This window comes from Roseimarinus sediminis (assembly GCF_050433125.1).
Classification (GTDB): Bacteria; Bacteroidota; Bacteroidia; order Bacteroidales; family Prolixibacteraceae; genus Roseimarinus; species Roseimarinus sediminis.
This window is the reverse complement of record NZ_JBNPXV010000001.1, coordinates 476,540-501,190: the sequence shown is the minus strand read 5'-3', so window position 1 is coordinate 501,190 and position 24,651 is coordinate 476,540. Positions and strand designations below refer to the sequence as shown.

The following is a 24,651-nucleotide window of genomic DNA, read 5'->3' as shown; positions in this document are numbered from 1 at the left end:
GTTTCATGTTTTTGTAGCATGAAACCATTTTCTTTATCCATTCATATCTTCAGGCGCGATTTTCGGCTAAACGACAACACGGCCCTGATGGCTGCTCTCGAACAATCGGAGCAGGTAATTCCGGCATTTATTTTTGACGAAAGGCAGCTCGACCATCCCTACCGGGGTAAGCATTCTTTCCAGTTCATGATCAACTCGCTGCTCGAACTCGATCAGAAGCTAAGAGCAAAAGGCTCCCGCTTATATTTCTTTAAAGGCCTTGCCCATGAGGTAGTTCAGGAATTGATTGAAAGCGTAAAACCCAATGCCCTGTATTTCAACCGCGACTACACCCCTTTCAGCCGAGGCCGCGATGAAGCCATAGCAAAGGTTTGTCAAAACTACAAGGTCAAACTGAATGTGTTTGGCGATGCCCTGCTTAACGAACCCGAAACGGTACACAAGGACGATGGTACACCGTACACGGTTTTCACACCTTTCATGAAAAAGGCACGACAGCATGCTGTTTCGGAGCCCTTATACAACCTGTATTCAAACTATTACAAGCAGGACATTCAAAGTCCATCCGTCTTAAACGACCCCAAATCGCTGCTGAAAAGCAAAAACCCGGGCTTGCTGCTAAATGGCGGACGAAGCGAAGGGCTCGAATTGCTTGAACACATTGAAAAGCTCGCCGATTACGCCACGCAACGCGATTTGCCTGCAGTTTGGGGTACCAGCTATTTGTCGGCCCACCATAAATTTGGCACCATTTCGGTGCGAGAAAGCTACCATAAAGTACTTTCCTTTTTCGGTAAGGATCATCCGATGATCAACGAATTGTACTGGCGCGACTTCTTCACCCACATTGTCTGGCACTTCCCCCACGTGTTGGGTCGCGCATTCAAAAGCAAATACGAGCACATTGGGTGGACCAACAATGAAGAACAGTTCGAACGCTGGTGCATGGGTACAACCGGCTTTCCGATTGTCGATGCGGGAATGCGCGAACTGAATGCAACGGGCTATATGCACAACCGTGTTCGCATGATTGTGGCTTCGTTCCTGTGCAAGGACCTGCACATCGACTGGCAATGGGGTGAGCGTTATTTTGCACAGCAACTGAGCGACTACGATCCGGCAATCAACAATGGCAACTGGCAATGGGCTGCTTCTACCGGCTGCGATGCCCAGCCCTACTTCAGAATCTTTAATCCCTGGAGCCAGCAGAAAAAATTTGACCCCCAATGCATTTACATTAAAAAGTGGGTCCCCGAGCTAAGAAAACTGTCAGCCGAAGCAATTCATCAGCTTGAATCGAAGCCACATGCAAACCTGGACTATCCGCGTCCCATGGTAAATCACAGCGAGCAGGCGACGGCAATCAAAGCCGTTTTCAAGGCGCTTTAGAAGAACAAGTACCAGCTTATTGCCTACTTTGTTGGGCAATGCTCATTGAAAATCTTTAAATTTGTAAAAAATCGAAGCATATGATTATTAATCCTTACAAACGGATATTGCTTAAACTCTCGGGAGAGTCGTTAATGGGAGATGCCGGTTATGGCCTCGACAGTGCAAAACTGAACAGCTATGCCGGACAAATTAAAGAAGTTGTTGAAACCGGAATCAGGGTAGGCATTGTAATTGGTGGTGGAAATATTTTCCGCGGACTGAAGGGTGCTACCCAGGGAATCGACCGCGTTAAAGGCGATCAAATGGGCATGCTGGCTACAGTCATCAACAGCCTGGCACTGCAATCGGCACTTGAAAAGAAAGGAGTTACCGCCCGCTTGTTTACAGCCATACGCATGGAACCCATTGGTGAAATGTACTCAAAAGCCAAGGCCATCGATGCTTTAAAGCAAAACGAAGTGGCCATCATGGCTGCCGGAACGGGTAATCCCTTTTTCACCACCGACACCGCCTCGGCTTTACGGGCCATCGAAATGGGTGCCGATGTGATGCTGAAAGGTACACGGGTGGATGGTATTTATGATGATGACCCGGAGAAAAATCCACAGGCTAAAAAATTCGACAAAATTACCTACGACGAGGTTTACCAGCGCGGACTGAAAATAATGGATCTCACAGCTACCACCATGTGCAAGGAAAACAAAATGCCCATCGTGGTGTTCGACATGGATACACCCGGCAATCTGAAAAAGGTACTTACCGGTGGAAAAATAGGTACGCTGGTTTACGAAAAATAAAAATTGAAACTAAAGATTCGGGGCGCTTAAGATACTTTGAGTGCCTTCTTTTTTTCCTCGCGGGTATAAATGTCGAGTGCAACAATGATGGCGGTAAATCCCCAGAAAGGAACCGAAGCCTTATCGGTATCAAGAAAATTATTCAAAAAGCTATGCGTATAGTAGGTAATGAGCGCCATGACCGATGCCATCAGAATGGTTTTAATGCGCTGATCTTCTGAACGTGTATAAGCCCTGATACCGGTATACAACACCGTTGAAAGCAGGGCCAGCAGTGTAATGAGTCCGGGCAGCCCCGATTCAGCCATCGAACCCAGGTATTCGCTGTGTGCGTTTCCTCCGTCGCCTGAGTTGGTACTGATAATGGTTCGTTGCCGTGTAAGCTGAAAAGGTGCATAATTCATGGCATAGGTGCCGGGGCCCCAGCCTAGTACAGGCTTTTCTTTAAACATGGCCAAGGCACACTGCCAGCGGTTAATCCGTTCAAGGTTCGACGCATCGGTCGAGATATTGGTCATTGAGGTAACGTGCTCCATCAGGTTACTCGACGAATCGGTTGAATTTTGCTCTAATTTCATCAGCAGCTGCTTTTGAAATACAAATGCAATAGCCAGAATCGACACACCGGTAATCATAAGTGTTTTAAAACGGATGCGTAAACGCATAATTCCCCATACACCAAACGATACGATCAAACTGAGCCATGCCGCCCGCGAATAGGAAAAGATTTCGGCTGCCACAAAAAACAGCAACAAGGCCCAAATCCAAACGCGCTTACGCACAGGAATCCAGCGTGCAAATGAAAAGCCGATTAAAAAGGGAATGAACATGGCCAGTACGGCCCCATACGAGGTATGATCGTTGAAAAAGGGAGTCATCACCCAGTGGGCCGCTTTGTGATTATTCAGTCCATACCCCGTGTGCCTGACCAAGGTGTAAATAATGACCAGAACAAAGGCAGCTGTGTAAAACCAAACAAACTTTGAAATATTCTCCTGTTTTCTGAAAATAACCGTTAGTAAGAAGAAGAAAATAACAACGTACCAAATACGGGCCAGAACAAATTTAAGCGAAACCAGGGGCAGTGTACTGCTAACCACGGTAAGCAACATCCAGGCCAGATAGAAGTAAATGGCAATCGCCACCGGATGCCTTGTCAGTCGAAAATCGAGCCGTTGCCCCCGGGCAATCGAAATTAAAAACAGTATTAAGATACCGGCAAGCAAAGGTTCTGTTGGAATAAACATGTCGAAGGGCAAACCGTAATACAGCTTTTTCAGGGGTACCGACAGCGGTGTAAGCAAAATGACCAGCCATATCAATTTTTGATAAGAGAAAAGGGCAGTGACCAATACCATGAGCAAGACCGGAAACAGCACACCCAGCAAAGTGTCTTTTTTGAGCACCAGCCATGCGTTCAGCAGCACAAATGCCAGTGAAAAAGAATAGAACAGGAAGAGCCTGATCCATTTATCCGGGATTTGTCTATAAAGTCGGCTTAGATTCACGAAAATAGTCGATCAGCAATACGGTAATTAATGAAACAAAACCTGCCGCAGCTGTCGATAAAAATACAATCAGCCAGCGAATAGGATACGCCTTTTTATCGGCCACAAAAGGATGTTCAACAATGCGGGTATGCGAAATGACTTTTGTTCCATTCGACATAGCCCTTTCGTAGCGAAGGCGCAAAGTGTCGGCTGCCACTTCATAATCTTTTATCAGTTCCTGATTAACACGCAGCACACCACCCCATTTCACCAGGTTATCGACTGCCTGCAGGGCAGGCTTACGATCGCCTCCACGGGCAGCAGCCTGCAACAGGCCTTCGGTTGCAGTGGTTGCTTCCGAAAAATAATCAATCAGTCCGGTTTCAGCCCTGATTTGGTCAACTACAGCTCCCAATGAATCGAGTTCATGTTGCTTCTGATCCAGTGCCTTCTTGTAAACCTTTGCAAATTCGAGGTGCTTCTTATTGCGTTCGCTCAATAATTTGTCGTTTAGAAAAACAATCAATGAATCAACCATGTCGCGTGCACGTACCGGATCTTCATCCAATACCTGAATCTCGATCGACTCAAATTCGGTTTTTTTGTAGCTTACATTTTGTTCGTACTCGTAAAGAATCCAGGTTTGATATAGTTTTTCATCACGGCTGATATCGTACACTTCATCGAGTTTGAAAGCATCAATCATTCTGAAACGGATGTCGTTCGAACGAAGGTATTCGAGCAGGTGCTCACTCTCCGATTCCTCACTGGCTTCGGTAATATTTACCGGATAAACCCTGGCAGAAGATTCAAATTTCGGTGTAATGAACCAGGGTCCTGAAATGATGGCAGAAAGCACCACCGTTAAGGTGATGATCACAATGAGGTGAGTTTTCCATTTCCAGATGGAGGAAAGGATCCGCCTGTTGTCGAAAAAATTATCCATGAATAAGTTTCGTTAGTCTAAACAATTGAACGTTGGGAATATATTTTTATTATTCAGCCAGTAACAGAAAATAGTTTTTCTTTCCTTTCTGCACCAGAATATGCTTATTACCAATAAGATAGTTCGAATCAATATTTAATTCAACATCGCTTATTTTGTCCTTATTGATGCTCAGACCATTCCCTTGTATGGTGCGTCGTAACTCACCCTTCGAAGGAAATACGGCTGCCGAATCGGTCAGCAAATCCATCACAGGCACACCGGCTTCGAGTTGCGATTTCGACACAGTAAACTGAGGAACCCCTTCGAAAACTGCCAGGAAAGTACGCTCGTCGAGCTTTCGTAACTGGTCGGCTGTTCCTTTACCAAACAGAATTTGTGAAGCTTCAATGGCGGCATCCAATGCTTCCTTCGAATGAACCATGGTGGTCACTTCTTCTGACAGTCGTTTCTGAAGCAATCTTAGATGAGGCGCCTCATTGTGTTGCGCAACAAGTGCTTCTACTTCTTCCCTTTTTAGAAGTGTAAATATTTTGATGTACTTCTGTGCATCCTCATCAGACACATTCAGCCAGAACTGATAAAACTGATAAGGCGAAGTCAGGTTGGCATCGAGCCAAACATTCCCCGATTCAGTTTTACCGAATTTGCTTCCATCGGCTTTGGTGATAAGCGGACAAGTGAGTGCAAAGGCTTCTCCCTGCTCTTTTCGCCTGATCAGCTCAGAACCGGTAGTGATATTACCCCACTGATCGGATCCCCCCATTTGCAAGCGACAGTTGTACATTTTGTACAAGTGCAGAAAATCATAGCCCTGTACCAACTGATAGGTAAACTCGGTAAACGACATGCCTGTTTTTGACTCATCGCCCAAACGTTTCTTTACACTGTCTTTCGACATCATGTAATTCACCGTTATGTTCTTACCGATGTCACGGATGAAGTCGAGGAAGGAAAATTCCTTCATCCAATCGTAATTATTTACCAGCAAAGCAGCATTGGGAGCATCAGAACTAAAATTAAGAAACCGTTCGAGCTGTTGCTTAATACAGGCCTGATTATGACGGAGTGTAGGCTCATCGAGCAAATTGCGTTCCTGCGATTTCCCACTGGGATCACCGATCATTCCCGTAGCACCACCAATGAGGGCTATGGGCTTATGACCTGCAATCTGCAAATGCTTCAGCATCATCACACTAACCAGGTGCCCGATGTGCAGTGAATCGGCAGTAGGATCGATGCCCACATAGGCCGATGTCATCTCTTTGGCTAATTGCTCTTCGGTACCAGGCATTATATCGTGGATCATGCCTCTCCACTTTAATTCTTCTATAAAATTCATGCTTCCTCAGTTGATATCAAATTCCAAAAAAAATTGCATGGAAGTAACCATACAATGGCGGGCAAAAGTACAAAAATATACAACGTGTTTAAAATGAAACCGGCCATGTGCTGGTATTTCATCACACAAAATTGATTTTGTCGAATTAAATGCTCGCTCCGTTAGTGCGTCTCTTTCTGCTGTTTCGATCCTGGTCCCCGTCATCTTCTTTCATTTCTTCAATTAAACTCTGAACAAAAGGAAAAGTGCTTACGGCCAGTCCGCGCAATGGTTCATAAAACCTCGATTCGGCGATATCGTCTTCGGGAACGATGGAAATAGTCTCATCAATTTTATGGATCAATACCACCAGTATACCGAGGATGAAGGCGGTTTTCAATACAGAAAAAACCAGCCCCAGTACACGGTTTAATCCACCCAGCGAAATCGATTCAACCGCCTTTTCTACCGCCTTTCCAATAAAGTGAACCAAAATAATGATCAGCACAAAGGTGATGATGAAGGAAATTACGTCGATGTACTGCGAGGTAAAATTCAAACGATTAAGCAGATAGCTTTCGGTAGCACCCGAAAATTTGATGGCGCCCCACACCCCTGCAATCAGTGCAATTAACGAGGACACCTCGTACACAAAACCTTTCACAGCACCTTTTACTGCAGCAATAACCAGTAGTATTACAATAATATAATCGATATAATTCATGACTAAAAAGCTTTAGTTGATACAAAAATAAGCGCTTACTGTCAAACTAAATGAAAGTACGTCTTTTTTTTCTTATTTTGCACAAGCATTTAAACAAGGTTAAAACCCCTTCAACGCATGGCCAGGATATTCAACCGTAGTATCGAAACTATATTTACGCGTCGCTACAAGAAATATGAATATTTTAGCAAACATCCTGTTGAACAACAGGAGAATGTGCTATTAGAACTTGTTAAAAAAGCCCGCAAAACAGAGTGGGGCAGATTGTACGATTTCCGTCACATCAAATCAGCAGCTGACTTTGCAGAAAAAGTACCGCTTACCGACTATGAAGTGCTGAAAGGGTGGATTGAACGAATGATCGTCGGCGAAAAAAATATTTTGTGGCCGGGCAGGGTAAAGTGGTTTGCCAAATCATCGGGGACTACCAGCGATAAAAGTAAGTTCATTCCCGTAAGCAACGAGGCCTTACAAAAATGCCATTTCAAAGCATCGATCGATGTATTTGCCCACTACATCAAAAGCAACCCCGATTCAAAATTTTTCGAAGGAAAAAACCTCACCATCGGTGGCAGTCATAAGGTAAGTACCATGAATGCCAAAACCCGTACAGGCGACCTTTCGGCAGTGATGTTACACAACCTGCCCTTCCTTACACGTTTCAAAAATACACCCGATGCCGAAATTGCACTGATCCCCGATTTTGAAGAAAAAATTGAAAGGATTGTTCAGTCAACCATCAACGAAAACATTACCAGCTTAACAGGCGTACCCTCGTGGTTTCTGGTATTAATAAAAAGAATACTTGAAGTAAGCGGAAAAAAGAACCTGCTGGAGGTATGGCCCAACCTCGAAGTTTTTGTTCACGGAGGGATCAACTTTGAACCCTACCGCGAACAGTACGAAAAGCTGATTCCCAGCAAAACCATGCGCTACATCAACACTTACAATGCTTCGGAGGGGTTCTTTGCCATGCAGACCAACCCCGAAACCGACGACATGTTGCTGATGCTCGATAACGGCATTTATTACGAGTTCATTCCCATGAGTGAATTTCATACCGAAAACCCCCGGGCACTTACACTGGACGAGGTGGAAACAGGCGTAAATTATGCACTCGTTATTTCAACCAATGGCGGCTTGTGGCGCTACGTCATAGGCGATACCGTCAGGTTTACCTCGAAATATCCTTTCAAAATACAAATTACAGGACGAACCCGACATTTTATCAATGCGTTTGGCGAAGAACTGATTGTTGATAACGCAGTAAAGGGACTGGATGAGGCATGCAAAAGAACCGGTGCCAATATCAGTGAATTTACCGCCGGTCCGGTATTCATGGGTACCAGCTCCAAGGGACGCCATCAATGGATCATTGAGTTTGAAAAAGAACCAGAAAACCTCGAAGCCTTTGCCACTGAACTCGACAAAGCGCTACAGTCACTCAATTCCGACTACGAAGCCAAACGCTACAAAGACATGACGCTTACCTGTCTCGAAATCATAATAGCACCACAAGGGACCTTTTACGAATGGATGAAACAAAGAGGAAAAATCGGGGGACAGAATAAAATTCCACGCCTTGCCAATAACCGCGAGTACCTCGACCCACTGCTTGAACTCATCAATAAGTCTTAAAGTCTTATCTACAGCGCATCACAAGTGCTGACATAAAAAACATCGCGATTTAGAAGCACTAAATTCACCGGACAATACATTGATTTATTACCTTAGTCGCAGCAAAAAATAAATCAATATACAAGATGCACATTGCAATTGCCGGAAATATTGGCGCAGGGAAGACTACCTTAACTACGCTGTTATCGAAACATTATGGATGGATTCCCAACTACGAAACGGTTGACGACAATCCCTACCTTAACGATTTTTACAACGACATGCAACGCTGGTCGTTCAACCTTCAGATCTTCTTCCTCAACAGCCGCTTCAAACAGGTGGTCGATATACGTAAGTCGGGCAAAACGGTCATTCAGGATCGAACCATTTATGAGGATGCTGAAATATTTGCTCCAAACCTGCACGAAATGGGACTGATGTCGACCCGCGACTTCAACAATTACCACTCGCTTTTTCAGCTAATGGTCGAACTCATTCAGCCACCCGATCTGCTCATTTATCTCAGGGCTTCGGTACCAACATTGGTCAACCAGATTCAGCAACGTGGACGCGAATACGAAGAATCGATCCGCCTCGACTACCTGAAAATGCTCAACGAACGCTACGAGCTATGGGTCAGCAAATACAAAGCCAGCAAGATGCTGATTGTTAATGTCGATGATCTGAACTTTCACAACAACAACGAAGATCTCAGCAAAATCATCGATCGGGTGGATGCACAAATTCACGGGCTGTTCTAAAATAGAAAGCAACAGTTGATCATCATCCTGTCGAAAAACAAGACAGGATTTTTTTATTTAATCCAATCAGCCATGGACGAAAAAATTAAACAGTTTGAACGTTTACTTAACATCATGGACGAACTCAGGGAAAAATGCCCCTGGGATCGCAAGCAAACACTCGAGAGTCTTCGTCATTTAACCATCGAGGAAACCTACGAGCTGGGCGATGCCATTTTGAAAGGTGACATGCAGGAACTCAAAAAGGAACTGGGCGATTTGCTGCTACACATTGTGTTCTACGCAAAAATTGCTGACGAAAAAAAGGCCTTCAATATAGCAGATGTTATTGACTCACTTTGTGAAAAGCTCATCTTTCGGCATCCTCATGTTTTTGCTGATGTCGATGCCGCTGATGCACAAAAAGTAGCCGAAAACTGGGAAGCACTCAAATTAAAAGAAAAGGGACGAAAACAAAAACAGGTGCTCGAAGGGGTTCCAGGCTCATTGCCAGCGCTGGTAAAAGCCCATCGCATTCAGGATAAAGTAAGGGGCGTAGGTTTCGACTGGGAAGAGCGTGAACAGGTGTGGGATAAAATAAAAGAAGAATTTGCCGAGTTTGAACACGAAGTGAAAGCAGGAAATCAGCGTGACATGGAAAAAGAATTCGGCGACCTGCTTTTCTCCATGGTCAATGCTGCACGTTTATACGAAATCGATCCCGAAGCAGCCCTCGAACGCACCAACATCAAATTCATCCGACGTTTTTCTTACCTCGAACAGCAAACGCTTATGAAAGGCCGCTCATTGCACGACATGAGCCTGTCTGAGATGGATGAAATCTGGGAAGAAGCCAAAAAATTTGATGTCTGAAAAAAGTAAAAAATAAACAAGCTATGAAGTCTGTCTTTGCATTGCTGCTGATCCTGTTAAGCTTTCAACTTCTTGCCCAGGAAAGCGACAGTCTGCTGTTTCGTAAAACGATTCGTCATGGCCTTACCGACAGCAAGGCCTTGCTGACAGCACCGGCACGTTGGAGCACCGGGAAATGGCTGCTGGCCGGAGGAACGGTAGCAGCTACTTCACTCCTCATAGCCCGGGGCGATGAAGCCATTTACCATTCGACAGGGAACATCAGTTCTTCAACGATCGATCGCTTATTCTGGCTGGCCGAACCAGCAGGCAACTATTATCCGCTGCTTGCCATGGGGGCCCTGATGACCCACGGACTGATCAGCAAAAACAACTATTCAACTGAAACCGCTGTGATCATGGCTGAAGCCCTGCTGATTAGTACAGTAGTCGTACACGCAGTGAAGTCTACTGCCGGCCGACAGCGTCCCAATGCACTGGGTACCACCGACCCACACGATTGGAAAGGGCCATTTTTCAATGGTACTTCCTTCTTCTCGGGTCATACCATTACTGCTTTTACTGCTGCTTCGGTAGTGGCCTATCGTTATCGCGACCGCATCTGGGTACCGGTAACAGCCTACAGCCTGGCCACACTGGGTGGCCTGCAACGGATCGTTCACCAACGTCATTGGGCGAGCGACGTGCTGATGGGTGCTGCCGTTGGCACCACCATTGGTATTTTTATCAGCAAGCAATGGGACAACAACAGCATTCGTTTCTTCCCGACTGTAAGTCCTCAACACACCGGCTTAAGCATGTCGATCAGCATAAAATAAATTCTTTATTTTTGCGCCATGAAAATCGGAACTATCGAATTAGGAAAGCTGCCGCTCTTTTTGGCTCCCATGGAAGATGTAACCTACAAATCGTTCAGGTACATGTGCAAAAAATATGGTGCCGATGTAATGTACACTGAATTCATTTCAAGTGAGGCCTTGATACGCGATGTAAAGAAGACCAAACAGAAAATGACGCTTTTCGATTTCGACCGTCCGGTTGCCATTCAGATTTTTGGCCATCAGATCGACTCGATGGTTGAAGCAGCCAAAGTAGCCGAAACCTTTCAGCCCGACTTCATCGACATCAACTACGGCTGCCCCATGAAACGCATCGTAAAGAAAGGGGCCGGAGCCGGCATGTTACTCGACGTACCCAAAATGGTAGAAATGACCCGCCGCATTGTCGATGCAGTGCAAGTGCCCGTAACTGCCAAAACCCGCCTGGGCTGGGACGAAAACAGCAGGATCATTGTCGATGTGGCCGAACGCATGCAGGATACAGGCATCAAAGCACTGGCCATACACGGACGTACACGCAAACAGCTTTACACCGGAGAAGCCGACTGGACCTTAATCGGAGAAGTGAAAAATAATCCCCGCATGCACATTCCGATTATCGGAAACGGCGATATCAACGGCCCCGAAAAAGCTGCCGCCCTGTACCGGCAAACCGGAGTCGATGCTTTAATGATTGGACGAGGTGCCATTGGACGGCCCTGGATTTTCAGGGAAATAAAACACTTTTTCGAAACGGGCGAGTTACTTCCTCCCCCAACTGTACCCGAAGTGGTTCAAAATGTAAAAGATCAGCTGAGCATTTCGGCCGAATGGAAAGACGATGTAACCCGCGCCATTTTTGAAATGCGCCGTCATTTTGCCAAATACTTTCCCGCCCTGCCCAATTTCAGGGAACTACGCATCGAATTGCTGCGCTCAACTGAATACGAAGATGTACTCACAATCCTCGACAAAATTGCAGAAAAATATCACGATACCAGGGTGGACTATAGTAACATCAGTCTGAAATAACCTTTCATCCCTCTCAACACTTCGTACTACAATTTTTGATCAAGCAGCGAAGGAACAAAACCAGGTGCTTTCCTGAATTTTGAAAGCTGCTCAAAAGCATAGGCAGTCTCAATCAGCACAGCTTCACTCCAGGCCCTTCCAAAAAACGAAATGCCTACCGGCAACTGATGCACCTGACCTGCCGGAACAGTAATGTTGGGATAGCCCGAAATGGCAGCGGGTGCCGAACTTCCACCTCCAAAGTGATCACCGTTCACCCAGTCGATGCTCCATGCAGGACCATTGGTTGGTGCCACAATGGCATCGAGCTGGTGTTCATTCATGACCCCGTCGATGGCATTGCGGCTCAGTTCTTTCGAAGTCTTAAGTGCATCGATGTATTCTTTTTCGTTCAAATCGCCTTTTTGCTGGGCCAGTTCAAAAATATCCTGTCCAAACCAGGGCATCTCAATGGCTGCATGCGTTTTGTTATAGGCAATCACTTCTTCGAGCGAACGAACCGGTGCATTGGGATGTTCGCTAAAGTATTTGTTTAAATCGTGTTTCAATTCGTACAAAAGCACCTGCCATTCTGCTTCACCCCATTCGCGCCTGCCTTCCAGTACAATTGGGTCGACCAGTTCGGCTCCTGCTTCTTTCATCAAGGCCAGCGCCTCGTTCATCAGTACATCAACCTGAGCGTGAAAGCCGAAGAACTGACGGGCAACACCGATGCGCTTTCCCTTCAATCCGTCTTTTTTAAGATACGGGGTGTAATCGCTGATATTCAAACGACCGGGAACAGTGGTCGCTTCATCCGAAGGATCGGCTGCCGACAAGGCCCCCAGCAAAATGGTGGCATCGCTTACCGTGCGGGCCATAGGACCAGCAGTATCCTGGCTGTGCGAAATGGGAATGATTCCCTGCCTCGACCAGCTTCCCAGTGTAGGTTTAATCCCAACAATTCCGTTGGTTCCCGAGGGACAAACGATCGATCCATCGGTTTCGGTACCAATGCCAAGAGTACACAAATTGGCACTTACGGCAACGCCGGTACCCGAGCTCGATCCACAGGGTGTGCGGTCGAGCACGTAAGCATTTCGAACCTGACCACCCCTGCCGCTCCAGCCGCTGCTTGAATTGCCTGAACGGATGTTGGCCCATTCGCTCAGGTTGGTTTTACCAAGCAACACAGCTCCCGCTTCGCGCAGGCGCTTCACAATAAAGGCATCTTCCTGTGCCCTGAAACCGTCGAGTGCCATTGAACCCGCCGTGGTCATCATTTTGTCGCCCGTATCGATATTGTCTTTAATCATGACCGGTATTCCATGCAAAGGTCCGCGTAGCTTCCCCCGGGCCCGCTCGTCATCCAAACGGGATGCAATTTCACGAGCATCGGGATTCAACTCTATGACCGAATGCAAAACACCATCAACACCGGCGATGCGTTCGAGGTACTTTTCGACAAGAGCCAGCGAGGTAATTTCACCGGCAGCCATTTGCTTTTGCAGGCTTTCAACGCTTGCTTCATTCAGGTCGAAGGAGGAGAAATCAACCTCATGATTTGTTTCACTTGACGTGCAGGCACTTAAAGGAGCCAGGGCCAACACACCGCTACCAAGGGCAGCTGAGCGGAAAAAACTTCTACGTTTCATTGCTGTAGGATTGATGAATGACTAAAAATAATCATTTCTACCCGAATTTAGGAATACTTTCTATTTTTCACTTCAACATTCCCACATCCAACTAAATCATTAAATTATCAATGAATTAAGAGCTATTGTGATAAAGAAAATTTGTGAGAGAAGCTATTGTATTCAATCATTCTTTATGTTAACTTGTTTGCTTAAACCTAAAAACAACCAGTTATGAGTACCATCTGTCCAAATTATGAAAAATGTCCTATTTATTCAGGAATCCTGAAAGACAAAGTAATGACCAGCAAAGCTTACCGGCAGTACTTTTGTGAGTCGCCCGATTACAAAACCTGTAAGCGCTACCTTGTAAAAGAGGCCACCGGAGTTTGCCCGCCCGATGTGTTGCCCAACAGCCATCTGAGTGTGCAGGAAATCATTGAGCGTTATCATCTGGCCAAAGCCTGACGGTAATCCTGTCTTTCAGTTTTTAAAAATCAGCCCGAATGCACCATCCACAAAAGCAAGCACTGCTCCTAAACGATTCATTGCACTACAGCCGCCTTTCCACTCCAATTGGAAGCGTCCTCTGCGCTTGTTCCTCCACGGGGATTGCTTTGCTTCAGTTTGCCGATACTTTTGCAGACGAACAAATCAACAGCCTTTCCTTCGAAGAACCAGCCAGCGGGCTTTCCCTCTTCATGGAAATTCGTTCGCAGCTGGATGCCTATTTCTCAGCCAGCCTGTTCCGTTTCGACCTTCCTGTAGATTTAAATGGAAGTGATTTCCAGCAGCAGGTCTGGAAGCTGCTTAGGGGCATTCCTTACGGTACAACTATTACCTACGGTCAATTGGCCAATGAACTTGGCAGCAGCTCGCTCACCCGGGCTGTTGCCAGGGCCATTGCCACCAACCCCCTGCTTTTGCTCATCCCTTGTCACCGGGTTGTTGGTGCTGGCAATAAACTAACCGGCTATTTGGGAGGAGTTGAACGAAAGCGCTGGCTCATTCAACACGAGGAGCAACATGCAAATAGTAAAAAAGACGGCAGCTTATTTTAAATTCGATGCATCATGAAAAGTATTCAACTCGTCTTGCTTATAATACTCAGTCAACTCTTGAATAGTCAGGCTTGGGCCGAAGTGCCTGTATTTGTTCATCCCGACATTGCACTGATCCGTATTTCAGATCAGGTACTTGTTCACCAAACGTACAGTACTTCGGAAGTGTATGGCCGCTTTTCTTCCAACGGCATGCTGCTTATCAGTAAGCAGAAGGCGCTGATGATCGACACGCCCATTTCACCCGAACATACGGCCATCATATACAAGTACTTGCGGGATAGCATGAATGTTGAAATCACCACTTTCATTGGCGGCCATTCGCACGACGACTGCATTGGCGGCATGGCTTATCTTCAGCAACAGGGCGTATACACCATTCTGGGAGCTGGTACCAAACGGCTTTGTCAACAGTTGAATCTGCCACTACCCGATACCACCTTTGAGGAAACACTCAGCTTCCCTTTCGAAGAGCAGAACATTGAATGCTATTTCCCGGGTGGCGGTCATACACCCGATAACATTGTGGTTTTTATTCCACAGGAAAGCCTGCTGTTTGGAGGTTGTCTCATCAAGGCTGCCGAAGCACGGGGACTTGGAAATACTGCCGATGCAGAAATCACCTCGTGGAAAAGCAGTGTTGAAAGGGTACAGGAGAAATACGGAAACGCAAAATGGGTAATTCCGGGCCACGGCCAGGTGGGCGACAGCAGTTTACTAAAGCATACCATCAAACTGGTAGAGGAACACCTGGGCAGGAATTAGGGTTTCGTTTAAGCCAAAAGGTGAGGTCCAAAAACAAGAATGCCCACCACAACAGCCATGATTGCCGTGAGCAAAACTGCGCCGGCCGCGACATCTTTGGCCTTCCCGATTAAAGGGTGATGCTCTTTGCTGATGCTGTCAGCCAGGAATTCGATGGCCGTATTAAAAGCTTCGGCCACGATGACCATGGTCACACTCAACACAATAAACAGCCATTCAATTTTTGACAATTGCAGATACCAGGCCAATGCAAATACAAACACCAGAGCAAGCAAATGAATCAATGCATTTTGCTGGCTTTTAAACAGCACAACAAGCCCCCTGCCTGCATATTTGAAACTCAGTAAGAGTTTTCGAAAGGAGAAATTTATCGACATCTGTTACTTTTATTTTATCGATCGGATTTAAAAAAACTACTCAAAGGTCGAAAATAATACATTTAAGAAGAAAGGTTATGGCATAAACATTTTACAATCCTTATCTTTATCTTCAATTTTAGTCAAGCAACATGAAGTTTTCGATCGCCATTTTGTTCACCCTGCTTGTTAGCATGGCTTTTTCACAGGAGAAAAGCTATACCGTTTCGGGCCGTGTTAATGCCCATCACCCCGAGGGGAGAGTGTATGTACTCTTATGCAACGAAACAAGCTTTAACAATGAACAACAGGGAATTGACACCCTTTCGTATTGGGTGAATTATGACAAGACCTATGTTGAATATGAATTCAAAAATGTACCTCCCGGAGAGTATGCCATCCGTTCGTTTCAGGATGTAAATCACAACCATCGTTTCGACAAGTGGCTGCTTGGACCTCTTGAACCATGGGGTTATTCATTCTCATCGAAAATGAAATATCCCCCTGCATTCAGCGACATTTCGTTTGGTGTATATTATGACACCCGTATTAACATTGCACTCGGAAAGTAAAAATGAGTTTATTACTGCTGACCTGGATGTTTTTGGCCGGTTTAATGCAGCATGATGACTGGCGCTTTGAATACGAAAAAGAAGGTATCAGTGTGTACACACTTCAAGTGGAGAACAGCAACTTTAAAGCTTTCAGGGGTGAAATGAAAACCGACATCCCAATGGAACAGCTTGCCGCATTGATCAGTGACATTGAACGTTATTCCGATTGGTGTTATCGCACCACCGCTACCAATGTTCTTAAAAAAGAAGAAGGGCGCATCTATTACTACTACGAGAGTGCGACTCCTCCGGGAATAAAGAACCGTGAAGCTTACCTGTACACCGACATTTCAAAAGACAGTATTACCGGCCATGTGCTTTTTGAAATACATCACTTTGAGAGTGACGAAAAAATTCCTTCCGGCTATATAAGAATGCCCTTTTCGAGTGGTTTTTGGATGCTTATTCCGCTTGAAGAAAACAGCACACGGATAATTTTTCAGATGCACTCCGATCCGGGCGGAATGATTCCGGCCTGGCTGGCCAACAGCGCTTCGGTCGATGCTCCCTGGATTACCATGAACAATATGCGCAAACTGCTCAGCAAATGAACACCTCAAAAAAGATCGCTGTTCATTTGCAGTAAAATTTTTCCCCCGGTCATTTGATTTTGATAGTCATTCAGTGCTTCGTTTACCTGATCGAGTGGATAACGCATCCGAACCTTGCTTTGCAGCTCATCAGCAACCAGCTTTTGTACATTCTTCGCCGCTTTCAGCGTTTTCAGAATATTCTGCTTCGAAGTCCAGGTACCCAGATAAAAGTTCGAAATGCTTTTATCTTTCTGAATGAGCGAACGGGCATTGATGCTAAAAGGCTGATCCGACATATTTGAATAAATAACAATGGTACTGCCCACTGGAGCTGCATCGACCAACACTGCGGTGAGTTCGCCACCCACTGCATCGAACAAAAGCGTTGCCCCAAGCTGATGACTTAGGCTGGCAAGGGCTTCGGGAAAACCTTCTTCACTCATATTCAACACATGTTCTGCGCCTTGATTTTTCAAGCTGCTCACCTGTTCACTGCGGCGTACAATATTGATAAGCGGAAGTTGATACTGCTTGCATAACTTAATCAACATCTGGCCCAAAACACTTGCTGCTGCCGAATTCACAATGGCCTTGTGCTTTCCCTTACGCGCCATCTCCATAAAAGCCAGCGCTGTCATAGGGTTTACAATCAGCATGGCCCCTTGTTCCAGACCAATGCCTGGCTTAAGTGGAATTACCCGGGTAGCAGGCGTACACATGTACTCGGCCCATGTTCCGCCGCTGTTGCCCGACGAGCAGCAAACCCGCTTGCCCATGCGCAATTTGGGTAAAAGCCCGTTTCCGGCACCAACCACAATACCACTGCCTTCAATTCCCGGAGTAAAGGGATACTGTTTCTGATCGACATATAATCCGCGAAGCGCACTAATATCGGAAGGATTAAAAGGAGCATAGGCCATTTTCACCAACACCTCTCCTTTTTGAGGTAGCGGAACGGGTAATTCACATACATCGAGTGGTGCACCCGGAGCATTCTGTCTTACCGCTTTCATTTTTGTAGGAAGCATGTCTGTATTTTTAATTAACGAAGCATCAAAAGTAATGAAACACTTTTCTTTTAGAATACTCTTTTCGAAAAACAGAAGCTGTTGTGAAAACAAACATCAGCAAAAACCAACTTTGGGAGAAATTTTTGATGCTGATTGACATCGAATAATTAAGCGCTTATCTTTGAGCCTTGACAACAATACTAAAAACAATCAACAATGTCAGTACGAACTTACAAACTTCTGGGCTATTTACAGCTATTCGTTGGCATGGGAGGCATTGCCGGTGGCCTTCCCATGGTTTTAACTCCCGATGGGGCAGCCCAGGGTTTATCCACCGAAATGTTAAGCAATACACCCTTTACTGATTTTCTACTACCAGGCCTGTTTTTGCTGGCCGTAAATGGAATTGGCTCACTCATTGCTTCCTATTTTAGTTTAAAAATGATGAAGGAAGCGGGAATACTTGGAATTATTTTTGGCGTTTTGCTAATGGCATGGATTGTAATTCAGGTAATAATGCTTGGCTTTGTTTCCTGGCTTCAACCCCTTTACCTGGCACTCGGAACACTCGAGTTTTTCTGGGGTTTAAGAATTGTTAAGCTGAATCGATTGAACTAATCTGAAGCATCAAGGATTGTACTGCAAACAGAAAGCTCAAAATAATACAAAAAAAAGGCAGCCGATGGCTGCCTTTTTTAATAACACTTTCTACAACTATTTCTTGATCAACTTAAACTTGGCAACGTTTTGATTAGCGTTGCTAATAACAATCATGTAAATACCTGCAGGCTGGTCGCTCAGTGATGCGGTATTAGTCATCGCATCAGCATTTATGGTCATTACATTTAATCCAACTGCGTTAAATACGCGAATGGTACTTCCGTCGCTTACGCCGTCGAAATTAACCATCCCTGAAGTTGGGTTAGGATACATCTTAATGCCGCTGTTACCAAACTTCGCTGCCGAAACTTTAACATCTACAGTATAGTATGTAACGTTAGAGCCGTCTTCAGATGTAACCATCAGAATATCGCCGCTAACCATGGCATCGCCTGTTTTGGCAGTACCATCACTATTCTGAACTTCAATAGTTGCTCCGGCCGAAGCTGAAATATTGGCAAGGAATGCGGCAGGTGTTGTACCTTCGCTTACCTCACTAATAGTCTGGTCAGCCTGATCGACAACATATACATCGGAGTAGGCTACTGCCAAATAAGCAGCAGTAAGGTCGTTCAGCATCATCAGAGAGTAAGTTTTCTGGGTTTCTCCGTCCTGTGCGGTTACTACCAGTTTATCATCCTTATAAACCGAACCGAAGTCGCGAAGTTGCCACAACTTGTTGCGCAATTCGATACTTGCACCTGGTGCAGGAGTCACATTGTCGAACAAAGCAGAAACGTTCAGTCCTTCAGGAACCAGTTTAATCAGTGCAAGATCCTGATCCACTTCGAAGGTATTCGAAAGAACGTAAGCATCACTTGCTGTGCTGTTGGGTTGTAACTGATAAGTAATTTTGGTTTTACCATCCTGAGCAGTTACATCAAAGAAAATCTGGTCTGAAGCCAGTACATCAACATACGTTGTGTCGAAATTGATCTGGCTTAAGGCAACATAAGCACCTTCGGCGTCGAGCATATTAAAATACAGAGCAGTTGCAGGAACGGTAACACCATCGTGAATTGCACGCAGGGTAGTACCCGGTTCGAATCCGGAAATTGTTCCCTGAGCACCATTTACAGTAATGGTGTAAGTTGTTGAAGTCAATACTGCATCGTTATCAAGCCCCTGATCGGTTACATCAATCGTGTATTGTGTGGTATTTTCACCATTGGCCGATACAACTGTCAGCACATCACCTTTACTTACTGTAGCACCGCCTGACAAATCAGTACCATTGCTGCTAACAGTAAGTACTTGTCCTTCGTCTTTCTTAATAATGGCGGCAAGGAAGTCATCAACAGTGGTTCCGGTTTTCACACCAATAATGGTCTGTTCTCCTTTATAACCTTCGCTGGCAATATATTCTATTGAACCAATGGTCGACATGTACTCGGTTACAGTTACCATTTCGTGTGAACCAATACCATCACTGTTCTGAACCTCATTCCATGGCCATCCGTAACCTCTGGCTTCCCAGTAAGAAAAGTTGGTATAACGCCATTCTGAAGTTCCTGCTTCGCCGGTTCCGAAAGAACCACCAGGTTCGGTATTTCCTTTATAGTATTGTGGTAAACGCATGAAACCTGAGTTCTGGCCGGTAGCAACACCGTCAACAGTACCCCAGTCGCTCCAGTCGCAATTACCAAATACATCAATAATCTCAACATCGGCCGGATCATTCAATGGTTTTAAACCATTCAATACAGAGTCATTCGTAATCTTATAGAGATAATATGATTCATTAACCCAACCAAAAGCAGCCACCTGACCATCGGTAAAGGTGAGTCCCCATGGATTATACTCCGAGCGGAAGTTCACATCTATTTCGGGGAAACGGGGATGATCGGCACCACTATTGGTAGTTGCAGCACACCAACCCATTACAAAAACGTCACCCGGGTCAACCATGGTATTGACACTGAAGTCCTGCACCAGCACAGAAGGTTGCTCCTGCCATTGCGCTTCGTCCTGCCATATATAACCAGGTACAAAACGACGGAAACGATCTCCCCAGTTGTCAACGCCTGAACTTTCGGTAATGGCTTCACCCGGACTGCTTCCACCACGAACAATAACATAGCGGCTCAGGTCGAGAACCTGATTACCCGGGTTACAAACTTCAATAAAATTATTACCCCAGTTTTCACGCATAACAATCTGAGAGAAGAAAGGCTCAGCCACATAAGGTTGTTGATTTTCAATGTCCTTTTCTTTTTCCAGCACAATATTATAGGTCATTTTACTGGTATCGTCTTCTGCCGTAGTATGAAATTTAATGGTACGGTCTGCTTCTGATCCTGTCAGGTTTTTAGCTCTTTCAACCTCTACTTTGGCATCGATGTTATTTGTTTTGGCTATCAGATTAGGAATACCAGTCACATCGAGCGGCACCTGAACCTTATAATTCACTTTGGTTTGGGTGAAACTTGGAATGGTATCACCTTCCCATCCAAAAATACCTTTTAAGTATTCCGGGATATCAGGCCAGGTAATCGATGAAAGCTCTGCATCGTGACTTGGCAGATAGTCTTCCACATAGATATAATATTCCTTGGTGGTTGATCCGTCTTCGGCAGTTACTTTCAGTTTGTCGCCACGAATCAGGTCGGGACGTTCAACACCGTCGGCCCATACAATTTCCCACGAAGCATTCGGTGCTTTTTCGAGGTACTTGTACAAGGTATCAACACGTGTTGCATAAGGTACTTCCAGAATTGAATCGATAGGACTAACGTTCGTGGTTACAATATAAGGAGTATACCAGCCACCATCATCTCCCTGAGCATTCTTAGGCATTACCCTGGCTTCGCTTGCAGTCGGAGGATTCAGAATAAGTGCAAATTTCATAATATCAAGCTGATTTCCTGCCGCATACAGCGTAAGCGAGTCACCGGTACGAACCGAAGTAAAGGCTGAGTCGATCGGATCGGGTGACAACTGATAGCGCCATGCCAAACCGGGAGCATAATCAAATTCAACCATGATGGAGTCATTATTACGTCCACCCCAGTCAACGGTCATGGTTTTGTTGTTCCAGTCGATGGCAATGGTCGAAGACTTAACATGTTCGGCATCGAGACGGAAGTTGCCATGATTACCAACAGTCCAGTATTCCTTACGGTTGATTTCCCATCCACCAGCGACCATGCGGGGAATCGGAAGCCATTCAGAATCGTTCAGGTCGGTTCCACGGGCAGCTTCCCAGTCGGTAGTTCCCTGTGTAATATTGTACTTGCGCACCAAAATTGCTTCGCGTGTACCATTGGCAACACCGGCCACATCGCTTGGCACATCGCCGGGACGACGTCCGTCATCACCGGTAAAGATACCGTTTACAGCATCCACTACCACAGAGTCTTTGATGCCGGTAACCTCATCTACAAAATGATGACGCAAATACCAACATGAACGACCATTCCATGCTTCCAGTGCAGCAAAACCTACTGACACACTGTCGGTGGGATCATCGGTTGGTGCTTCACGTAAATGTAATTGCATGTCGGCCAGTTTCCAGGTATCCTTCTTGGTAATGGCATCATAACGCTCAGGATTGATAATGGCCTGTTCTGCCAGCCAGTCGCGGAATGTTGCAATTACAAACGATTCCCCCGGTGCCAGATCTACTGCAGTTAAGCGAACATAACTGTCGGGTCCCGGAATATAAGGATCGTTCCATGGAGTGATGGTTCCAAGTTCAAAATCACCCAGGTTAACTGTTTGATCACCCATGTTGGTAATCTCGGCGTAAGTATGGTGCCATTCATCCATTCTCACTTCCGAAAAAATCAGATTTCGGTAAGCCTCCTGAGCTCTTAAAAAGCCAGCGCTTACGAATAATAATAAAAGTAAAAGTTTAAACTTCATAATTTTTAAGTTTAAGTTAATAATTTCAAGTTTAAGTCAATTGAAAAGTTGCTAGCTTAAAATTGTAAATTATTTGAAAGCGCTGCAACGAAACCAACGATTCTTTAATACAACATTTCACTCTTTTCTGAATAAAATATGTTACTCCTGAAAATTGCTGTTTTTTTTGCACCCCCTGCCAGAAACAGTTAACCCCCTCGGGTGGAAATAATCGTGGATCAGGCCCTATTTTTTTACAAGACGCACAAAAAGGCAACTTCGACCACTTACGATTTATCAACGGAGAATACAAAAACAGATTTACCAGAAAGAAGATCTTACACAAACATCAAATAGGAACAGTTAGGCGCTACTGATAAATCAGCCCGCGCTGAAGGTATAACAAATACAACATCAGTACCAGCAACAGATATCAATACAGAAATAAAAGCCAGCAAGCCTTGCGGACCATCATCCATTCCAGAGAATAACAGATTTCTTACATCTTTCACTTTCTTTTCTTATCTTCGGAACATGCAATACAGTGAACTCAAAGTTTATATCGATGATAAATGCCAGACCAGCTGAACGAAGCAGCAAGGAACTTGTGTACTGCTTTGTACCGGTTTTTCAAACCGGTGCCAGGCCGATGCTGTTTTTTATTGTCTTGCTTCTGATTCTCCTCATCATCACCTGCTCCTTTCTGCTAAAGAATAGGAAAGCCAGGCAACTTGCCCAGACGAAAGCCGAAAAAATTAAGCAACAACAAATCGACCAAAGCCTCATTTACCAACGCTATATTTCCCACCTGGGAAATCAACTCAGACAATTCATGATCGATGTACCACCTAGCCAAAATGACATTTTAAGTTTATCTGACCAGTTTTCAGGCTTACAATGGTACAATGAGTTGATTCAATCCATTCACCAGAAAAAAACGCCAACACCATCTGTTGAAAAAACTGAAGTTAGAACACTCATTGAAAAAATAACACTTAAGGCCTTCCATCTTGACCGCCAAAGCAGAAAGCTTGCATGGAAACTGAGGTCTCAGGCGATCAGTGCCCGCCTTGACATCCCAAACTTTGAGCTGATTTTACTTAACCTGTTCAACGGGATCTGCCTGGAAGCACCTGGCCGTATTGCTGAAATAGTACTCGAACTACGTCCGAATGAAAGCAAGGCAGCCACATCGGTCAAAAATAAGCAGTCCATCGAATTGTCGATCACGGTACAACATCATTCTGTACCCAATCAAATAAACAATGAACTTAGGAAGAACAAGTCTGAAGAAGCTGTATTCCAACTACTTTTACCAATCATCGCACAGGCGCTTGAACAGGCAGGTGGACAACTTGTCATAAAGCAGTCTGAACAAACTCAATCCATTTATCTTTTAACATTTCCTGCTGCCGACATCGAAATCAACAAAGCAAAAAGAAATCTAAGCTTTGAAGAAGACAAACAAGCTGATAAGTTTACTTTATTTGAAAAGGAAAACCAGCAAGAACCCATCATGATCGTTAGCGATTCTGAAGATGAACGACTGCTTTTGATCAGCTTGCTTACTCCCTACTTTGAATGCCTTGCACCACATGAAGCGGAGCAAACCATGGCTTTGTTGAAAGGAGAAAGGCTGCCAATGCTGCTTATCACAACACCCACTGCCACCGACGATCAGGGCCAAAACCTTACCGCATCAATCAGGCAAACACGAGGAACCAGTCATTTGCCGGTATTGGTGCTTGCAGAACATGCCGACCCTGAACTGATCAGCAAATACTACCTTCAGGGTGCCGATGGTATTTTACTCCCACCTTTGAACCAGCAAGTTCTGATTGCACAAATTTCACGAACCATTAAAAACCGGGAATTAAGCGAAAATTCCCAGCCCCGGGAATTATTGATGACCGACCTGCTGACCAATAAAGTATCGAGAGATGAACTCTTTATCCAACAATTAAAAAGCTTGATCAAACAACACCTCGACCAGGCCGATTTTAATGTTCACGAGCTTTCTCTCGAAATGGAACTAAGTACGACCCAACTATACCGAAAAATAAAAAACCTTACCGGTTTCTCTCCCGTAGAATTAATCAGAAATACCCGGCTTGAACATGCACACCAGTTGTTAAGCCGAAAAAATTACAGCATCAAGGAAGTGTGTTATCAATCGGGCTTTAATAACCTGTCTTACTTTGTTAAATGCTTCAGAGAATATTACGGAGTAACACCTGCAAGTTATAGAGACACCTCCGAACAATAAAAACCAAATTTTAACCACCGCTTTTTATATAACTTTCAACATGAACAGGCCCCCAATAAACCCACAACCCGTAAATGAGGGGCAAATACTACAAATTATGGCCACTGCTGGAAACATTCGACACACTGCATTAGCCACTGATTTCATGACAATTAACTCAAGTCACAGATGGTCTGCCAT

General features: G+C 45.1%; 22 protein-coding genes. 14 read left to right on the top strand and 8 right to left on the bottom strand.

Annotated features, from left to right (window positions below):
* Positions 1–18: 18 nt before the first annotated feature.
* Together FHS86_RS01995 and pyrH are read left to right on the top strand one after the other, a co-directional pair.
* Complete coding sequence (locus FHS86_RS01995; protein ID WP_429410581.1) at positions 19–1,389, top strand: cryptochrome/photolyase family protein; 1,371 nt, start codon at positions 19–21, stop codon at positions 1,387–1,389.
* Positions 1,390–1,469: 80 nt separating this feature from the next.
* Positions 1,470–2,189, top strand: coding sequence for a UMP kinase (pyrH, locus tag FHS86_RS01990; protein ID WP_429410579.1), 720 nt, complete (start codon positions 1,470–1,472; stop codon positions 2,187–2,189).
* A gap of 26 nt (positions 2,190–2,215) precedes the next feature.
* Here pyrH and FHS86_RS01985 read toward each other — a convergent pair whose 3' ends face one another.
* The 4 genes from FHS86_RS01985 to FHS86_RS01970 form a co-directional block, all read right to left on the bottom strand.
* Positions 2,216–3,697: an O-antigen ligase family protein gene (locus FHS86_RS01985; protein ID WP_429410577.1), complete on the bottom strand. Its 1,482-nt coding sequence runs from the start codon at positions 3,695–3,697 to the stop codon at positions 2,216–2,218.
* Positions 3,675–4,625 carry a GumC domain-containing protein gene (locus FHS86_RS01980; protein ID WP_429410575.1) on the bottom strand — a complete coding sequence of 317 codons (951 nt, stop codon included), beginning with the start codon at positions 4,623–4,625 and terminating at the stop codon, positions 3,675–3,677. The genes FHS86_RS01985 and FHS86_RS01980 overlap by 23 nt, the downstream gene beginning before the upstream one ends.
* Before the next feature lie 49 nt (positions 4,626–4,674).
* A complete protein-coding gene (tyrS, locus tag FHS86_RS01975; RefSeq protein WP_429410574.1) occupies positions 4,675–5,967 on the bottom strand; it encodes a tyrosine--tRNA ligase in 1,293 nt (430 codons plus the stop codon).
* 145 nt (positions 5,968–6,112) lie between these two features.
* Positions 6,113–6,670: a CvpA family protein gene (locus FHS86_RS01970; RefSeq protein ID WP_429410572.1), complete on the bottom strand. Its 558-nt coding sequence runs from the start codon at positions 6,668–6,670 to the stop codon at positions 6,113–6,115.
* 117 nt (positions 6,671–6,787) lie between these two features.
* Here FHS86_RS01970 and FHS86_RS01965 point away from each other — a divergent pair, with 117 nt between their 5' ends.
* The 5 genes from FHS86_RS01965 (at position 6,788) to dusB (ending at position 11,750) form a co-directional block, all read left to right on the top strand.
* Positions 6,788–8,308, top strand: coding sequence for a GH3 auxin-responsive promoter family protein (locus tag FHS86_RS01965; protein WP_429410570.1), 1,521 nt, complete (start codon positions 6,788–6,790; stop codon positions 8,306–8,308).
* A 125-nt stretch (positions 8,309–8,433) separates the two neighbouring features.
* A complete protein-coding gene (locus FHS86_RS01960) occupies positions 8,434–9,048 on the top strand; it encodes a deoxynucleoside kinase (RefSeq protein ID WP_429410568.1) in 615 nt (204 codons plus the stop codon).
* A gap of 72 nt (positions 9,049–9,120) precedes the next feature.
* Positions 9,121–9,900, top strand: a complete 780-nt coding sequence (mazG, locus tag FHS86_RS01955) for a nucleoside triphosphate pyrophosphohydrolase (protein ID WP_429410566.1) — start codon at positions 9,121–9,123, stop codon at positions 9,898–9,900.
* Positions 9,901–9,923: 23 nt separating this feature from the next.
* On the top strand, positions 9,924–10,718 hold the full coding sequence (locus tag FHS86_RS01950; protein ID WP_429410564.1) for a phosphatase PAP2 family protein: 795 nt from the start codon (positions 9,924–9,926) through the stop codon (positions 10,716–10,718).
* Positions 10,719–10,736: 18 nt separating this feature from the next.
* A complete protein-coding gene (gene dusB / locus FHS86_RS01945) occupies positions 10,737–11,750 on the top strand; it encodes a tRNA dihydrouridine synthase DusB (protein ID WP_429410563.1) in 1,014 nt (337 codons plus the stop codon).
* A 26-nt stretch (positions 11,751–11,776) separates the two neighbouring features.
* On the opposite strand, the gene FHS86_RS01940 is transcribed toward dusB, so the two are convergent.
* On the bottom strand, positions 11,777–13,384 hold the full coding sequence (locus FHS86_RS01940) for an amidase (RefSeq protein WP_429410561.1): 1,608 nt from the start codon (positions 13,382–13,384) through the stop codon (positions 11,777–11,779).
* A 213-nt stretch (positions 13,385–13,597) separates the two neighbouring features.
* Here FHS86_RS01940 and FHS86_RS01935 point away from each other — a divergent pair, with 213 nt between their 5' ends.
* The 3 genes from FHS86_RS01935 to bla are packed head-to-tail and all read left to right on the top strand — an operon-like array spanning position 13,598 to position 15,189.
* Positions 13,598–13,831: a hypothetical protein gene (locus FHS86_RS01935; protein WP_429410559.1), complete on the top strand. Its 234-nt coding sequence runs from the start codon at positions 13,598–13,600 to the stop codon at positions 13,829–13,831.
* Positions 13,832–13,869: 38 nt separating this feature from the next.
* Entirely contained in the window at positions 13,870–14,424 is a 555-nt protein-coding gene (locus FHS86_RS01930; RefSeq protein WP_429410557.1) for a methylated-DNA--[protein]-cysteine S-methyltransferase, read from the top strand.
* Positions 14,425–14,436: 12 nt separating this feature from the next.
* On the top strand, positions 14,437–15,189 hold the full coding sequence (gene bla / locus FHS86_RS01925; RefSeq protein WP_429410555.1) for a subclass B1 metallo-beta-lactamase: 753 nt from the start codon (positions 14,437–14,439) through the stop codon (positions 15,187–15,189).
* 8 nt (positions 15,190–15,197) lie between these two features.
* Here bla and FHS86_RS01920 read toward each other — a convergent pair whose 3' ends face one another.
* A complete protein-coding gene (locus tag FHS86_RS01920) occupies positions 15,198–15,566 on the bottom strand; it encodes a diacylglycerol kinase family protein (RefSeq protein WP_429410553.1) in 369 nt (122 codons plus the stop codon).
* Between the two features lie 131 nt (positions 15,567–15,697).
* Between FHS86_RS01920 and FHS86_RS01915 the strand changes: the two genes are divergently transcribed.
* Both FHS86_RS01915 and FHS86_RS01910 read left to right on the top strand, forming a co-directional pair.
* Positions 15,698–16,117 carry a DUF2141 domain-containing protein gene (locus tag FHS86_RS01915; RefSeq protein WP_429410551.1) on the top strand — a complete coding sequence of 140 codons (420 nt, stop codon included), beginning with the start codon at positions 15,698–15,700 and terminating at the stop codon, positions 16,115–16,117.
* A 2-nt stretch (positions 16,118–16,119) separates the two neighbouring features.
* Positions 16,120–16,710: an START domain-containing protein gene (locus tag FHS86_RS01910; RefSeq protein ID WP_429410549.1), complete on the top strand. Its 591-nt coding sequence runs from the start codon at positions 16,120–16,122 to the stop codon at positions 16,708–16,710.
* Positions 16,711–16,715: 5 nt separating this feature from the next.
* On the opposite strand, the gene FHS86_RS01905 is transcribed toward FHS86_RS01910, so the two are convergent.
* Positions 16,716–17,720, bottom strand: coding sequence for a zinc-binding dehydrogenase (locus FHS86_RS01905; protein WP_429410547.1), 1,005 nt, complete (start codon positions 17,718–17,720; stop codon positions 16,716–16,718).
* Positions 17,721–17,918: 198 nt separating this feature from the next.
* On the opposite strand from FHS86_RS01905, the gene FHS86_RS01900 reads away from it, so the two are divergent.
* Entirely contained in the window at positions 17,919–18,320 is a 402-nt protein-coding gene (locus tag FHS86_RS01900) for a hypothetical protein (protein WP_429410545.1), read from the top strand.
* A gap of 96 nt (positions 18,321–18,416) precedes the next feature.
* Here FHS86_RS01900 and FHS86_RS01895 read toward each other — a convergent pair whose 3' ends face one another.
* Complete coding sequence (locus FHS86_RS01895) at positions 18,417–22,226, bottom strand: T9SS type A sorting domain-containing protein (protein WP_429410543.1); 3,810 nt, start codon at positions 22,224–22,226, stop codon at positions 18,417–18,419.
* A gap of 544 nt (positions 22,227–22,770) precedes the next feature.
* Here FHS86_RS01895 and FHS86_RS01890 point away from each other — a divergent pair.
* Entirely contained in the window at positions 22,771–24,471 is a 1,701-nt protein-coding gene (locus tag FHS86_RS01890) for a helix-turn-helix domain-containing protein (protein ID WP_429410541.1), read from the top strand.
* The last annotated feature ends 180 nt before the right edge of the window (positions 24,472–24,651 follow it).

Coding starts and splice junctions, on each gene's coding strand:
- FHS86_RS01995 (WP_429410581.1), top strand. CDS start 19: ATGAAACCATTTTCTTTATCCATTCATATCTTCAGGCGCGATTTTCGG.
- pyrH (WP_429410579.1), top strand. CDS start 1,470: ATGATTATTAATCCTTACAAACGGATATTGCTTAAACTCTCGGGAGAG.
- FHS86_RS01980 (WP_429410575.1), bottom strand. CDS start 4,625: ATGGATAATTTTTTCGACAACAGGCGGATCCTTTCCTCCATCTGGAAA.
- tyrS (WP_429410574.1), bottom strand. CDS start 5,967: ATGAATTTTATAGAAGAATTAAAGTGGAGAGGCATGATCCACGATATA.
- FHS86_RS01970 (WP_429410572.1), bottom strand. CDS start 6,670: ATGAATTATATCGATTATATTATTGTAATACTACTGGTTATTGCTGCA.
- FHS86_RS01965 (WP_429410570.1), top strand. CDS start 6,788: ATGGCCAGGATATTCAACCGTAGTATCGAAACTATATTTACGCGTCGC.
- FHS86_RS01960 (WP_429410568.1), top strand. CDS start 8,434: ATGCACATTGCAATTGCCGGAAATATTGGCGCAGGGAAGACTACCTTA.
- mazG (WP_429410566.1), top strand. CDS start 9,121: ATGGACGAAAAAATTAAACAGTTTGAACGTTTACTTAACATCATGGAC.
- FHS86_RS01950 (WP_429410564.1), top strand. CDS start 9,924: ATGAAGTCTGTCTTTGCATTGCTGCTGATCCTGTTAAGCTTTCAACTT.
- dusB (WP_429410563.1), top strand. CDS start 10,737: ATGAAAATCGGAACTATCGAATTAGGAAAGCTGCCGCTCTTTTTGGCT.
- FHS86_RS01940 (WP_429410561.1), bottom strand. CDS start 13,384: ATGAAACGTAGAAGTTTTTTCCGCTCAGCTGCCCTTGGTAGCGGTGTG.
- FHS86_RS01935 (WP_429410559.1), top strand. CDS start 13,598: ATGAGTACCATCTGTCCAAATTATGAAAAATGTCCTATTTATTCAGGA.
- FHS86_RS01930 (WP_429410557.1), top strand. CDS start 13,870: ATGCACCATCCACAAAAGCAAGCACTGCTCCTAAACGATTCATTGCAC.
- bla (WP_429410555.1), top strand. CDS start 14,437: ATGAAAAGTATTCAACTCGTCTTGCTTATAATACTCAGTCAACTCTTG.
- FHS86_RS01920 (WP_429410553.1), bottom strand. CDS start 15,566: ATGTCGATAAATTTCTCCTTTCGAAAACTCTTACTGAGTTTCAAATAT.
- FHS86_RS01915 (WP_429410551.1), top strand. CDS start 15,698: ATGAAGTTTTCGATCGCCATTTTGTTCACCCTGCTTGTTAGCATGGCT.
- FHS86_RS01910 (WP_429410549.1), top strand. CDS start 16,120: ATGAGTTTATTACTGCTGACCTGGATGTTTTTGGCCGGTTTAATGCAG.
- FHS86_RS01905 (WP_429410547.1), bottom strand. CDS start 17,720: ATGCTTCCTACAAAAATGAAAGCGGTAAGACAGAATGCTCCGGGTGCA.
- FHS86_RS01900 (WP_429410545.1), top strand. CDS start 17,919: ATGTCAGTACGAACTTACAAACTTCTGGGCTATTTACAGCTATTCGTT.
- FHS86_RS01895 (WP_429410543.1), bottom strand. CDS start 22,226: ATGAAGTTTAAACTTTTACTTTTATTATTATTCGTAAGCGCTGGCTTT.
- FHS86_RS01890 (WP_429410541.1), top strand. CDS start 22,771: ATGATAAATGCCAGACCAGCTGAACGAAGCAGCAAGGAACTTGTGTAC.